This window comes from Microcella sp., assembly GCF_030645145.1.
Classification (GTDB): Bacteria; Actinomycetota; Actinomycetes; order Actinomycetales; family Microbacteriaceae; genus Microcella.
On record NZ_JAUSMI010000079.1, the window covers coordinates 1 to 13,441 of the forward strand.

Sequence of the window (13,441 nt, forward strand, 5' to 3'; positions counted from 1 at the left end):
GACCCGCGAGCGTGCCGTCGCGCGTCGGTCGCGCGCGTCACTCTGCGCGTCTATCGGTCAGCTGTTCGAACTTCGGCCCCGACGGCCGCAACGAGTGACCGATGGACGGGCGACCTGGCGGGCCGGCAGGGGCTCGAGATCCGCGCCCGCTAGAAGCGCGCCGAGTTCTCCATGAGGCGCTTCACCCGGTCGGGGATGGGCGGGTGGGTCTGGAACATGCGGTCCATGACGCCGGGCTTCATGGGGTCGTTCATCCAGAGGTGCGCCATGGTCGAGTTCTGGCGGCGCATCGGGCGGGCGTAGTCGCCGAGCTTCTGCAGTGCGCTCGCGAGGCCCTCCGGGTCGCGCGTGGTGAGGGCACCGGTCGCGTCGGCGAGGTACTCGCGCTGACGGGAGACCGCGGCCTGGATCATCGCCGCGACGAGCGGAGCGACGAGCATCGCGACGAGCCCGAAGACGAGGACGAGCGGGTTGCCGCCGTTGTTGTTGCGGTTGCCGCCGAAGAACGCCATGCGAGCCAGGATGTCGGCGATGAGTCCGACGGCGACGGTCAGCCCGAACACGATCGTCGAGACGCGGATGTCGTAGTTCTTCACGTGCCCGAGCTCGTGCGCCATGACGCCCGTGAGCTCGCGGTCGTTCATGATCTCCAGAAGGCCGGTCGTCGCGGCGACGCTCGCGTGCTCGGGGTCGCGGCCGGTCGCGAAGGCGTTCGGCGCCGGGTCCTCCACGAGGTAGACCTTCGGCATCGGCATGCCCTCCGTGATGGCGAGGTTCTCGACGATGCGGTACAGCCGCGGATTGTCGGCCTTCTCGATCGGCCGCGCGCCCGCCATGGAGAGCGCCTGCCTGCCGGCGGCGAAGTACTGGAAGGCCGTGTACGCCGCGGCGCCGATGAGGGTGCCGATGAAGATCGTGTAGCCGCCGCCGTAGAAGTAGTCGGCGACGAGCCCGAGCAGGCCGATGAGCACGAGGAACACCAGCATGATGACGATGGTGTTGCGCTTGTTCGCGGCGATCGCGCGATACACGTCAGCCCTCCTCGGGCGGGTTCGGGGTCAGGATGCTCGGGCCGAGGTCAGAACTGAACGCGCGGCGGCTCGGCGATCGCCGCGGCGTCCGACACCTCGAAGAAGTCGCGCTCGTGGAAGCCGAGGCGACGCGCGAAGAGAGTGTTCGGGAACTGCTTGATCTTGACGTTGAGCTCGCGCACGCCGCCGTTGTAGAACCGGCGCGCGGCCTGGATCTTGTCCTCGGTGTCGACGAGCTCGCCCTGCAGCTGCAGGAAGTTCTGACTCGCCTGCAGCTGGGGGTAGGCCTCGGCCACGGCGAAGATGCTCTTGAGCGCCTGCTGCATGTGGCCCTCGGCGACGGCGGCGTCGGCGGGGCCCTGCGCGCTGAGGGTCTCGGCGCGCGCGCGCGTGACGCTCTCGAAGACCTGCTTCTCGTGCGCTGCGTAGCCCTTGACCGCCTCGATGAGGTTGGGCAGGAGGTCGGCGCGGCGCTTGAGCTGCACCGTGATGTCGCTCCACGCCTCGTCGACGCGGACGTTGAGCGTGACGAGCGAGTTGTACGTCGCCCAGAGGTAGATGCCGACGATGACGGCGAGCAGAACCACGACGCCGACGAGGATGAGGATTTCCATGCGGCACAGCTTAGAGCCGCCGCCGGTGCGCCGACAGGCCGCGCGCTCGACCCGGGCTATGGATTCGCCCCGATCGCGACGATCGCTCACCACGCATCTGAGAGAATGGTCGTCGGCGGGAGGACAGCACCTCCCCCGCACGACGACCGAGCACCATCGGCCCGAGGAGGCGGCATGCGCGCGCACCCGCCTCGCCCCGCGCGGCCCGGCGGTGCGGCTCGCGCCCTCGTCATCGCCCTCGCCGCGATCGCGGGCCTCGCGACGATCGCGCTGCCGGCGGCGCCGGCCGCGGCAGCGGCATCCTTCACCGAGCCTTCGAGCGGATTCATCGGCGACGATCGCGTCACCATCTCGGGCACGAAGGATGCCGGGAGCGCCGTGCGGGTCGTGGTCGTCGGCGGGCCCGTCGTCTGCACCGTCTCCTCCGACGCCGCGACGACGTGGAGCTGCGAGGGCGTCGATCTGCCCGACGGCGTCATCGAGCTCGCCGGCCTCGAGACGCTCGAGGACGGCACGACCGAGGAGTTCGGTTCCCTGCCGCTGCGCGTGCTCGGGCCTCCCCGCATCGAGGGGGCGGGCGGCACGCTGCTCACCGCCGGGCGGTTCACCGGGACGGCGTCGCCCGGCGCGGCGATCGAGGTGCGCACGGTCGGGCCGCGCGGATCCACGGTGCACGGGTGCCCCGCGGCGCTGCCGGACGGGTACTGGTCGTGCATCGTGACGGTGCCGAGCGGCGAGTACCGGACGACGGCGCGCCAGTCGCTGCCCTCGATCGGCCCGGAGCGCTCGACCTGGTCGGCCTCGACGCTCGCGACGGTCGACCGCGACGTGCCGGCGGCCCCGACGATCGACTTCCCGCGGACCGGCACGCGGACGGCGACCGCAGTGCTGCGCGCGGCGGGCACGGGCGAGCCCGGAGCGACCCTCCAGCTCTACGTCGACGGAGAGCTCGTGTGCGGCACGACCGTCGATCGCGGCGAGCAGTGGGAGTGCGAGGCGCGGCTGCCCGCACCCGGCGAGCGGGAGCTGCGCGCGCTGCAGCGCGACCCCGCCGGCAACTTCAGCTCGGCGAGCGCCAGGGTGCGGGTGGAGTGGGCCGTGCCCGATGGCGGAGCGAGCGCGCCGCCGGTCGAGGAGCCCGCGCCCGGCGCGACCCCGGCCCCCGGAGCGACGGACGCTCCCGCCCGACCGACCGAGCCCGCCCCACCGAGCGCGGCTCCCGATCCCGGCGGCGGCCCGGACGGCGACCCCGGGAACGGCGGGGCGCCCGGCGAGGGCTCCGATGCCGGCGCTGAGGCCCCGCCCGCCCCGCCGCTGCCGGGCTCGTCGAGCGACGAGCCCTCGTCGAACTGGGGCACGCCGACGGGCTTCGGCGGCACCCTGCCGACCGCGGCCCAGATCGTCGAGCGCGGGGGGCTCGCGATCGCGCCGCTCGTGGCCATCGGTTACCTCGCGCTCATCGCGGTGCCGCTGCGCTGGTTCGCCACGCGGGCCGCGCCGCGCATCCGTCTCGCGATGCCGCGCCTGACCGGCCGCAACCGGGGGACGGTGCTGAGCGAGGACGACCCCGTGGTCTCCCCCGCCCTCACCGCCGTCGGGGTGTTCGCCGGGGCGGCCGTCGTCGCCGCGGTCGGCGGTGGGCTCGACCTCGAGGTGCGGTACCTGCGGCTCACCGCCGCGATCGGGCTCGGGCTTCTCGTGCTCGCCGCCGTCGGGGTGAGGCTGCCCGCCGGCGTCGTGCGACGAGCGGCGCGGGTGCCGGTCGTGACGCGACTGCTGCCGGGCATCCTCGCCCTGGCGATCGCGGCGGCGCTGCTCTCGCGCGTGGCCGAGCTGCGGCCCGCCATCCTCATCGGCGTGCTCGTCACCGCGAGCGTCGTCGGGGCCGCGCGGTTCCGGGTGCGGGTGGGTCTCGCCGTCGCGCAGCTCGTCGCGGTCGCGGCGCTCGCCCTCGCGGGCTGGGCGGTGCACGACCTGCTCACGCCGAGCACGGGGTTCTGGGTGAGCTTCGCCGCCGAGACCGCGGCGACCGTCGCGCTCGGCGGGCTCGGGTCGCTGCTGCTCATGCTGCTGCCGGTCGGCTCGTTCCCCGGGCGCGCGGTCTTCCAGATCTCTCGCGCGACGTGGGCCGTCGCCTCCCTCGCCGTCGCGACCGTGACGGGGGCGATCCTCGCCTCGGGCGCGAGCTTCCCGATCATCGGGCTCGGGCTCGCGGCGGCGGGCATCGGCGCCGTGCTCGTCGGCGTCACGCTCTGGGTGCGGTGGGTCGAGCCCGCGCTCGCGTGATCCGCCGTGCGTGCCCCGGCTGGGGTTCGAACCCAGACTGGGCCGATTTTAAGTCGGCTGCCTCTGCCGGTTGGGCTACCGGGGCGCACCGATCAGCCTAGAGGCGAGCATCCGCCCCGGGGTCGACTGCGGCGCGCTGCTACGCCTTGGGGCGCGAGGCGAAGGCCTGGAAGTACTCCTGCGGCTCCTCGCGCGCCGTGAGCGTGACGTTGTCGCGGCCCAGGATGAGGTTCCAGAGCCAGCCGCTGAACACGCGGATCTTGCGCTCGAACATCGGGATCGCGAGGCCGTGGTAGCCGCGGTGCGCGACCCAGGCCGGGAAGCCCTTGATCGCGATCTTGCCCGACTGAAAGACGCCGTGGCCGAGGCCGAGGCCCGCGACCGCGCCGAGGTTCTTGTGCACGTAGTCCTTGGGCTCCTCGCCGCGCAGGACGGCGACGATGTTCTTCGCGAGGAGCTTGCCCTGACGAACGGCGTGCTGGGCGTTCGGAACGCAGAAGCCGCCGACGCCGCCACCGGTGAGGTCGGGCACGGCCGCGACGTCGCCGGCCGTCCAGGCGCCCTCGACGACGGTGCCGCTCTCGTCGATGACGCGGAGGTCGGCCTGGGCGCGGATGCGGCCGCGCTCCTCGACGGGGAGGTCGGTCGAGCGCACGACGGGGTTCGCCATGACGCCGGCCGTCCAGATGATGAGGTCGCTCTGGAAGCTCTCGCCCGTCGACAGCTCGATGACGCCGTCGACCGCGCTCGTGAGCTGCGTGTCGAGGTGCACGATCGCGTCGCGCTGGGCGAGGTTCTTGAGCACCCACTGGCTCGTCTCGAGCGACACCTCGGGCATGATGCGGCCCATCGCCTCGATGAGGTGGAAGTGCGTGTCGTCGATCGTGAGCTGCGGGTACTCCTTCAGGAGCGAGCTCGCGAGGCTGCGGAGCTCGGCGAAGGTCTCGATGCCGGCGAAGCCGCCGCCGACGACGACGACCGTGAGCAGGCGATCCCGCTCGGGACCCGCCGGCAGGAGCTCGGCGCGGGCGAAGTTGTCGATGAGGCGGTCGCGCACGGCGACGGCCTCCTCGATCGCCTTCATGCCGATCGCCTCGTCCGCGACGCCGGGGATTGGGAAGGTGCGCGAGACCGACCCGGCGGTGACGACGATGTGGTCGTACTCGAGCTGCCAGGCGTCGCCGACCTCGGGCGTGATCGTCGCGGTCCTCGCGGCGTGGTCGATGCCCGTGACCTTCGCGGTGATGACGCGCCCCTTGTCGAGGTGGCGGCGCAGCGAAACCACCGCGTGGCGCGGCTCGATCTGACCGGCGGCGACCTCGGGGAGGAAGGGCTGGTACGTCATGTAGGGCAGCGGGTCGACCACGACGACCTCGGCCTCGCCCGGGCGCAGCCACTTCTGAAGCTTCAGAGCGGTGTAGAAACCGGCGTAACCGCCACCGACGATCAGGATTCTGGGCACGGGGGAACGATCTCCTTGTGGTGAGGGACCCGGATAATCTACCCCGCGCGCGAGCGCCTGCCGAATCGTGCGCTGCCGAGCGAGACGGTCGCGATGACGAGGAGCGAGCCGCCGAGCACGGCCGCACCGACTGTTGCGAGGGGAGCGATGGCCGCCACGACGGGGCGCACTGCCTCCCCGATCCTAGCGAGTCCGGGATGCCCGGCGCGCCCGACGGCCTCGCGCGCGCCCTCGATGCGGATGGTCCGCACCTCGGCGTCGGCCCGGCGATTGAGCGAGATCCACTCCGCGAGGCTGCCGAGCGGGTTCTCCGCGACGGGCGCGAGATCGGCCCGCACGGCGGCGGCCGCGTCGACGAGCCCGTAGCCGTACAGCGGGTCGGGCACGGTCGCGGTGACGGGTCGCGCGGTGCCGATGAGGCGCGCGACGACGTCGGCCGCGGTCGCCTCGGGGTGCGCCGAGCGGATGAGCGCGGCGATGCCCGCGACGATCGGCGTCGCGCCGCTCGTGCCCTGCCAGATCACGTGGCCGCCGCCCGGCACGGCGCCGACGAGCTGCTCGCTCGGGGCCATGACGGCGATCGAGATGCCCTGCGCGCTTGCGCTGTCGCTCGCGATGCCGCGCCGGTCGACTCCCCCGACGGCGAGCACGCCCGGGATGGTCGCGGGCGCGCCGACCTGCTCGGTCCCGCTGCCGCGATTGCCGGCCGCCGCGATGACGACGACGTCGTTGGCCTCCGCGTACCCGAACGCGTCGTCCCAGCTCTCGGGCCACGAGAGCGTGTTGCGCGTGAGCGAGAGCGAGATGACGTCGGCCCCCGCGTCGACCGCCCAGCGCACGGCCTCGGCGACCTGCGCGTCGCCGTCGCGCTGCTCGGGGCCGAACGCGAGCGACGCGCTGATGAGGTCGGCCTCGGGCGCCGCGCCGATGACGCCGTCGCCCGGCGCGCTCCCCCGGCCGGCCGCGAGCGAGGCGACCATCGTCCCGTGGTCCGGGGCATCGGACCCGACGGGTCGCGTGCCGTCGGCCGAGCCGACGCCCGAGAGGTCGACGCCGTCGACGACGGCTCCGCGCAGATCGGGATGCGTCGCATCCACCCCCGAGTCGATGATCGCGATCGTGACGCCCGCCCCGCGGGTCACGGCCCACGCCGCGCGGATCCCGTACTCGTCGAGCCAGTACTGCCGGTCGCGGACCGCGTCGGTCGCGAGGATGCCCGGGGCCGCGACGGCGACGGACGCGGGCACCGCGGGTGCCGCCCCGACGATCGCGGCGAGGAGGAGACCGGCCGCTACGAGCCGCGCTGGTCGGGAGCGCACGCGCACACCTCGGGGCTCCAGTCGCACTCGGCGAGGGCGCGATCGCCGATCGGATTGAGACCGGGGCCGACCGACAGGGAGTGGCCGATGAGGGCGTGCAGGCACTTCACGCGCGTCGGCATGCCGCCGGCGCTGATGCCCGCGATCTCGTCGACGTCGCCGAACGTCGCGCGATCGGCGAGGTAGGTCTCGTGCGCGTGCGCGTAGGCCGCGGCGAGCGCGGGGTCGTCGGCGAGCGCGGCCTGGTACTCGGCCATGACGCCGCTCGCCTCGAGGCGCGAGGCGGAGGCGGTCGCCGCCGGATGCGTCAGGTAGTACAGGGTCGGAAAGGGCGTGCCGCTCTCGAGCCGCGGAGCGGTCGCGACGACCGTCGGAGCGCCGCAGACGCAGCGGGCGGGGATGCCGATGACGTCGCGTGCGGGCCGGCCGAGCTGCGCGGAGACGATCCGGACATCCCGCTCGCTCGCGGGGTCGAAGGGCGGGCGGCTCACGGCGCAGGCTCCGGGGCGGGCGCGGGCTCGGTCTCGGGGCCGACGAGCTCGACGGCCGGGAGGTCGGTGAGCGCGGCGGTGAGAGCCGAGGCGAGGACGGCGCGCGACCAGTCGATGCGCGTGCGCTGGATCTCGTCGCTCACGGGCTGCGCGGAGTCGACCTCGATCGTCGCGCCGTCGTCGATCACGAGGTAGCTGATGTCGCCGGGCTTGACGTAGAGGAGTCGGTCGCGGGCCTGCGACTCGATGTAGGCGGGGTCTGACCAGCGGTCGATCTCGGAGGAGAGGCCCTCGACGGCGCGCTCCTGCTCGGCGACGCGGGCCTCGAGCGCCGCGATCTCCTGCTGCTGCTCGACGAGGATGCGCAGCGACGGGGCGAGGACGACGAGGGCGCCGATGATGAGCACGAGCACCGTCACGGTGAAGCCCGAGACCTCGAGATTGCGGAACCACGGCGTCGATGCCGGGGCGTCGGCGGGCAGCTCGACGGGGAGGTGTCGCGAGCGGCCGGCCATGCCTCCAGCCTACGCGAGGGGCCCGCCGCCTCCCGGGAGGGAGAGGGCGGGCGCCCAGCGTCAGACATGCTCTGGCTCACGAGACCGACGGCCGAGACGGCCGTCGGCGCGGGGCGCTCCGAGGCCAGAAATGGCCTCGGACCCGTGGTCCCCGGCTACGCCGTGAACCGCGGGAAGGCGCTCCGCGCCGCGTAGACCGCGGCGTCGCCGAGCTCCTCCTCGATGCGGAGGAGCTGGTTGTACTTCGCGACGCGCTCGCTGCGGGCGGGCGCGCCGGTCTTGATCTGGCCGCAGTTGGTGGCGACGGCGAGGTCGGCGATCGTCGTGTCCTCCGTCTCGCCCGAGCGGTGCGAGAGCACGGCCGTGTAGCCGCTGCGCTGGGCGAGAGCGACGGCGTCGAAGGTCTCGGTCAGAGTGCCGATCTGGTTGACCTTCACGAGCAGCGAGTTCGCCGTGCCGAGGCCGACCCCCTTGGCGAGGCGGGTCGGGTTGGTGACGAACAGGTCGTCACCGACGAGCTGCACCTTCGTGCCGACGTCGGCGGTCAGAGAGGCCCAACCCTCCCAGTCGTCCTCGTCGAGCGGGTCCTCGATGGTGACGAGCGGGTAGTTCGCCACGAGCTCCGCGTAGAACGCGGCCATCTCGGCCGAGGTTCGCGCGCTGCCCTCGAAGCGGTAGGAGCCGTCGGAGAAGAACTCGGTCGCCGCGACGTCGAGACCGAGAGCGATGTCCTTCCCGGGGGTGAAGCCGACCTTCTCGATCGCGGCCATCAGGAAGTCGAGCGCTGCCGTCGTGCCGGCGAGATCGGGGGCGAAGCCGCCCTCGTCGCCGAGACCGGTGGCGAATCCGCCGGCCTTGAGCTCGCCCTTGAGCGCGTGGTAGGTCTCGACGCCCCAGCGCAGGCCCTCGGAGTACGAGTCGGCGCCGATGGGCAGGATCATGAACTCCTGCACGTCGACGGCCGTGTCGGCGTGCGCGCCGCCGTTGATGACGTTCATCATCGGCACGGGGAGCACGTGCGCGTTGGGTCCGCCGAGGTAGCGGAAGAGCGGCAGGTCGGCCGAGTCGGCGGCGGCCTTCGCGACGGCGAGCGAGACGCCGAGGATGGCGTTCGCGCCGAGCTTCGACTTGTTGTCCGTGCCGTCCGTGGCGTTGAGCTCGGCGTCGATCAGGCGCTGGTCGCTCGCGTCCATGTCCTCGATCGCCGGGCCGAGCACGTCGATGACGGCGTCGACGGCCTTCTGCACGCCCTTGCCCAGGTAGCGGCCCTTGTCGCCGTCGCGCAGCTCGTAGGCCTCGAACGCTCCGGTCGACGCGCCCGAGGGCACGGCCGCGCGCGAGACGGTGCCGTCGTCGAGCAGGACCTCGACCTCGACGGTCGGGTTGCCTCGCGAGTCGAGGATTTCACGGGCTCCAACGGCCTCGATAGCTGCCACGGATGGGTCTCCTAACAAGTGGGGGTGCGGACGCGACGGTGGTGGTCGTCCGCAGGGAATCCTACTCGCCGCCGGGAAACGCCCTCCGGCGGCTCAGGCGCTGCGCTCGAGGGGCCGCCAGTCGAGAGCCGAGGCATCCGCCCCGGTGCTCGCGCTCACCGTCGCGAACCGGGCGAAGCCGTCGGCGGCGAGCTGGTCGAGGGCCGTCTTCATGTTCTTGGGGCGCTTCACGAGGCGCACGCGCGCGCCCTCGGCGACGAGCGTCGACTTGAGCGCCATGAGGTCGGCGGCCTCGACGTCGCGGTCGTAGACGAGGGCCGCGTCGCCGTCGCCGTCGCCCTCCGGCAGCTCGACGAGGTCGATGAGCCGCTCGAAGCCGAGCGAGAAGCCCGTCGCGGGCACGTCGCTGCCGAGGAAGCGGCCGATCATGCCGTCGTAGCGCCCGCCGCCGCCGAGCGAGTAGCCGAGCTCGGGGTGCGCGACCTCGAAGATCGGGCCCGTGTAGTAGCCCATGCCGCGCACGAGGAAGGGGTCGAAGACGAGCGGCACCGCGTGGCCGAGGCCCGCGGCGATCGCGGCGAGGTCGGTCAGGGCGGCTTCGTCGACGCCGGCGGGCAGGAGCGAAGCGATCGACTCGGCCGTGAGCGCACCGCCCGCGGCGGGCGCGTCGTGATCGGGGGATGCCGCTCCCGCGCCGAACGACGCGAACGCCGGAACCGCCGCGAGGGCATCGATCGCGGCCTCGGCGTGCCCGCGCTCGCGCAGCTCGGCGAGCACTCCCGTGGTTCCGATCTTGTCGAGCTTGTCGAGGGTGATGAGCACCTCGGCCTGGGCGTCGGGGGCGAAGCCGAGCACGGTGAGCATGCTCGTGAGCAACCGCCGGTCGTTGATGCGGATCGAGCAGCCGGGGATCCCGAGTGCATCCAGCGCGCTCGAGGTCGCGGCGATGAGCTCGATCTCGGCGATGACGCCGGGTTCGCCGATGATGTCGATGTCGCACTGCACGAACTGGCGGAACCGGCCCTTCTGCGGGCGCTCCGCGCGCCAGACGGGCGCGATCTGAATGGCCCGGAAGACGCCGGGCAGCTGGCCGCGGTTGCTCGCGTAGAAGCGTGCGAGCGGCACCGTGAGATCGAACCGCAGGCCGAGGTCGGCGAGGTCGAGGGCGGTCGCGGCGGAGCGCAGGTCATCCGTCGTCAGGGCCCGCTTCATGACAGCGAACGCGAGCTTCTCGTTGTCGCCGCCGAGACCGGCATGAAGGCGCGAGGCGTCCTCCATGACGGGGGTCTCGATCTCGTCGAAGCCGTGCGCGCGGTAGACGCCCCGGATGCGCGCGAGCACGTGCTCGCGGCGGGCCTTGTCGCCGGGAAGGAAGTCGCGCATCCCGCGGGGCGGGGTCACCGGGCTGGCCATGCCTCGATTCTGTCAGAGGGCCGCTCAGGCGACGCGCGAGCCCTTCGGCAGGCGCTTCGACGGCGTGCGCGTGCGCGCGGTCGCGCCCCACAAGGCGAGCGCCGCGAGGATGGCGTGGATGAGCAGCCCGACGAACCAGCTCGGCACGGTCGAGGCGTAGATCTCCTCCGGCGTCGGGTAGTCGTTCGAGCCCTTGAAGCCGTTGCGGGCCTCCTCGCACTCGTCGTACACCGACTCGGTCTCGGGCGGGATCTGCGCCTGCCGGATGCCGAGGCCGATGCCGCCGAAGAGGTCCTCCGGGTAGCCGTTGCTATCGAACGTCGTCGGCGAGGCGTCGGCGAGCACGATGTACGGGTTCGCGGCGAGGAACCACCAGACGCGGTCGAACCGCGGCACCTGGTAGGTGCTGACCTGCGGCTCAAGGCAGCGGATCTCCTCCGGGATGCCCGTCTCGGGGTCGACCGGCCCCGAGTAGTCGAGACCGATGTAGACGTTGCGCACCTGGGTCTGATTGACGAGCCCGCCGAGCCCGAAGGCGATGAGCGTGCCGATGCTGAGCGCGGCGACGACGAGGTAGGTCGTCACGACGGAGAACAGCGCGCGCGTCTGCAGGCCGGAGAGGCCGACGCCGATCGCGGAGACGACGCCGAGCTCGAGCACGAGCACGCCGAGCGAGCTCAGAAGGGTCTCGAACGGCACCCCGCCGAGGACGACGGCGAGCACGATGAACGGCAGGCTCGCGGCGAGGAAGGTGAGCGCGATCGTCCACGCGGCGAGGAACTTGCCGAGGACGATCTGGCTCGCGCTCACGAGCGTGACCTGTGTGGTCGCCAGGGTTCCCGCGTCGCGCTCGGCGTTGATCGCGCCGCCCGAGACCGCGGGCGTCACGAGGGTGCCGACGAGGAGGACGAAGAAGATGATGCTCGAGTAGATCGCGGCGTTGTCGATGCCGTCCTCGCCGAACTGCGCGAGCGCGAACCACAGCAGCAGGGTGACGAGGCCTACGACGACGAAGACGATGCTGAGCAGGACGATCCAGGCGACCGAGCGCACGCGCTGACGCAGCTCGAGGCTCGCGATTGTACCGAGGCCGGTGATCCAGGCGTTCACGAGCGGCCGCCCTTCGCGAGGTCGAGGAAGGTGTGCTCGAGGTCGCCGACCGCGGGGCCGAAGGCGCTGATGCCGACGCCGTGGCCAGTGAGGCGGGTGAGCAGGGCGGCGGCCTCGGCCTCGCCCGTGACGGGGACGAGCACGCCGAGGTGGTCGGTGCCGGACGTGGGGACTCCCAACTCGGCGAGCGCCGCGGTCAGCCCTGCGGGGTCGAGCGCCCGGACGCGCCAGTCGCGCACCGTCGCGCGGCTCGCCTCCACGCTCGCGCGCGAGGCCGTGACGCCCGCGTCGATGTAGACGGCCTCGTCGGCCATCTCGTCGAGCTCGGCGAGCACGTGGCTCGAGACCAGGATCGCGGCGCCCTCGCTCGCGAGCCGTCGCACGAGGATGCGCAGGTCGATGCGCGCGGCCGGGTCGAGGCCCGAGGCGGGCTCGTCGAGCAGGAGCACGCTCGGGCGGTGGACGAGGGCCCGCGCGAGGCTCAGGCGCTGCTTCTGCCCGCGGCTGAGCACGCGCGTCGGCTGGTCGGCGAGCGGCTCCAGGCCCACGAGGTCGATGAGCTCGGATGCGCGGACGCGGGCCTGCGCGGCGTCGATCTCGTACAGGCGCGCGGTGGTCTCGAGGGTCTGGCGCACGGTCAGGGTGGCCCACGAACCGAGCACGTCGGGCATCCACCCCATGACGCGCCGTACGGCGCGGGGGTCGGCGACGGGGTCGTGGCCCTCGATGCGGATCGAGCCGCGATCGGGCTCGAGAAGGGTCGCGAGCATGAGCAGGAGCGTCGTCTTGCCCGAGCCGTTCGGCCCGATGAGGGCCGTGACGGAGCCCGCTCGCGCCTCGAACGAGACGTCGCGCACGGCGTGCACGTCGCCGAAGCTGCGCGCGACGCCCTCGACCGCGATCGCCGGATGGGTGGTCATGCGGCTGAGTCAAGCACTCACGGCACCCGGTGTCGAGGAGGACTCGCCTATGGCGACGATTCCTCGGCGGCGCGGATGCCCGCCTCGAGATCGCGCGTCGCCGTGCGGAGCGCGCGCTCGGCATCCCACCCCCGCTCGCGCGCGACCGCCACCAGGTGGAGGAGCTGCTCGCCGAGCGCCCGCTCGTCGGAGAGGTCGCCCGTCTCACGCGGCGGGCTCGTCGGCGCGACGCCGAGCGCGGCGCCCTTGCTCAGCACCTTGTCGGCGCGCACGAGTGCCGGGAGCCCCGCGGGCAGCCCGTCGAGCACGCTCGTGCGCGCGGGCTTCTCGGCGGCCTTCCACGTCTCCCAGTTGGCGGAGACCTCGTCGGCCGTGTCGGCGACGACGTCGGCGAAGACGTGCGGGTGGCGGCCGACCATCTTGCGCATGCTGCGCGCGGCGACGTCGTCGATCGTGAACGGGTCGACGGGGTCGGCGGCGGCGATGTCGGCGTGGAAGAGCACTTGGTAGAGCACGTCGCCGAGCTCCTCGAGGAGGTCGTCGCGCGTGCCGTGCTCGATCGCGTCGACGAGCTCGTGCGCCTCCTCGATGAGGTACTTCGTGAGCGACTCGTGGGTCTGCTCGGCATCCCACGCGCATCCGCCGGGGGCGCGGAGTCGTGCCATCACGCCGATGAGCGCGTCGAGCGCGGGGTGCGGCTCGACCGGGGTTCCGGCGGGCGGCGCGGCGGCGGACGCGGGCGAGTCGGGGGTCGGCGAGCTCATGCCGTCATCCTGTCATCGCCGGGGGCCGCGGCTCGGGCGGGCGCGGCTCAGGCGGGCGCGGCCGCGTCGGCGCCCGCGCG

Annotated in this window: 12 protein-coding genes and 1 tRNA gene; 1 reads left to right on the forward strand and 12 read right to left on the reverse strand. The window is 72.9% G+C overall.

Annotated features, from left to right (window positions below; all coding sequences use genetic code 11):
* Positions 1-149: 149 nt before the first annotated feature.
* Positions 150-1,031 carry a M48 family metallopeptidase gene (locus tag Q7T15_RS04885; protein ID WP_304693853.1) on the reverse strand — a complete coding sequence of 294 codons (882 nt, stop codon included), beginning with the start codon at positions 1,029-1,031 and terminating at the stop codon, positions 150-152.
* Positions 1,032-1,078: 47 nt separating this feature from the next.
* Positions 1,079-1,645, reverse strand: a complete 567-nt coding sequence (locus Q7T15_RS04890; RefSeq protein WP_304693855.1) for a LemA family protein — start codon at positions 1,643-1,645, stop codon at positions 1,079-1,081.
* 174 nt (positions 1,646-1,819) lie between these two features.
* Here Q7T15_RS04890 and Q7T15_RS04895 point away from each other — a divergent pair, with 174 nt between their 5' ends.
* Positions 1,820-3,931 carry a hypothetical protein gene (locus Q7T15_RS04895; protein ID WP_304693857.1) on the forward strand — a complete coding sequence of 704 codons (2,112 nt, stop codon included), beginning with the start codon at positions 1,820-1,822 and terminating at the stop codon, positions 3,929-3,931.
* Between the two features lie 11 nt (positions 3,932-3,942).
* On the opposite strand, the gene Q7T15_RS04900 is transcribed toward Q7T15_RS04895, so the two are convergent.
* The 10 genes from Q7T15_RS04900 to Q7T15_RS04945 form a co-directional block, all read right to left on the reverse strand.
* Positions 3,943-4,016, reverse strand: a tRNA-Leu gene (locus tag Q7T15_RS04900).
* Between the two features lie 54 nt (positions 4,017-4,070).
* A complete protein-coding gene (locus Q7T15_RS04905) occupies positions 4,071-5,393 on the reverse strand; it encodes an NAD(P)/FAD-dependent oxidoreductase (protein ID WP_304693859.1) in 1,323 nt (440 codons plus the stop codon).
* Positions 5,394-5,431: 38 nt separating this feature from the next.
* Positions 5,432-6,712: a S8 family serine peptidase gene (locus tag Q7T15_RS04910; protein WP_304693861.1), complete on the reverse strand. Its 1,281-nt coding sequence runs from the start codon at positions 6,710-6,712 to the stop codon at positions 5,432-5,434.
* Entirely contained in the window at positions 6,685-7,203 is a 519-nt protein-coding gene (locus Q7T15_RS04915) for a DUF501 domain-containing protein (RefSeq protein ID WP_304693863.1), read from the reverse strand. Before Q7T15_RS04915 ends, Q7T15_RS04910 begins: the two co-directional genes overlap by 28 nt.
* Positions 7,200-7,718, reverse strand: a complete 519-nt coding sequence (locus tag Q7T15_RS04920) for a septum formation initiator family protein (RefSeq protein ID WP_304693865.1) — start codon at positions 7,716-7,718, stop codon at positions 7,200-7,202. Before Q7T15_RS04920 ends, Q7T15_RS04915 begins: the two co-directional genes overlap by 4 nt.
* Positions 7,719-7,873: 155 nt before the next feature.
* The gene (gene eno, locus Q7T15_RS04925; protein ID WP_304693867.1) at positions 7,874-9,154 is read right to left on the reverse strand and encodes a phosphopyruvate hydratase; all 1,281 of its coding nucleotides are present in this window, start codon (positions 9,152-9,154) and stop codon (positions 7,874-7,876) included.
* Positions 9,155-9,247: 93 nt separating this feature from the next.
* A complete protein-coding gene (hisS, locus tag Q7T15_RS04930) occupies positions 9,248-10,567 on the reverse strand; it encodes a histidine--tRNA ligase (protein WP_304693869.1) in 1,320 nt (439 codons plus the stop codon).
* Between the two features lie 24 nt (positions 10,568-10,591).
* Complete coding sequence (locus Q7T15_RS04935) at positions 10,592-11,677, reverse strand: ABC transporter permease (protein WP_304693871.1); 1,086 nt, start codon at positions 11,675-11,677, stop codon at positions 10,592-10,594.
* Positions 11,674-12,597, reverse strand: a complete 924-nt coding sequence (locus Q7T15_RS04940; RefSeq protein WP_304693873.1) for an ABC transporter ATP-binding protein — start codon at positions 12,595-12,597, stop codon at positions 11,674-11,676. Before Q7T15_RS04940 ends, Q7T15_RS04935 begins: the two co-directional genes overlap by 4 nt.
* Before the next feature lie 47 nt (positions 12,598-12,644).
* Positions 12,645-13,361 (reverse strand): MazG family protein, encoded by a 717-nt coding sequence (locus tag Q7T15_RS04945; protein WP_304693875.1) that lies wholly within the window; start codon positions 13,359-13,361, stop codon positions 12,645-12,647.
* Between the last annotated feature and the right edge of the window lie 80 nt (positions 13,362-13,441).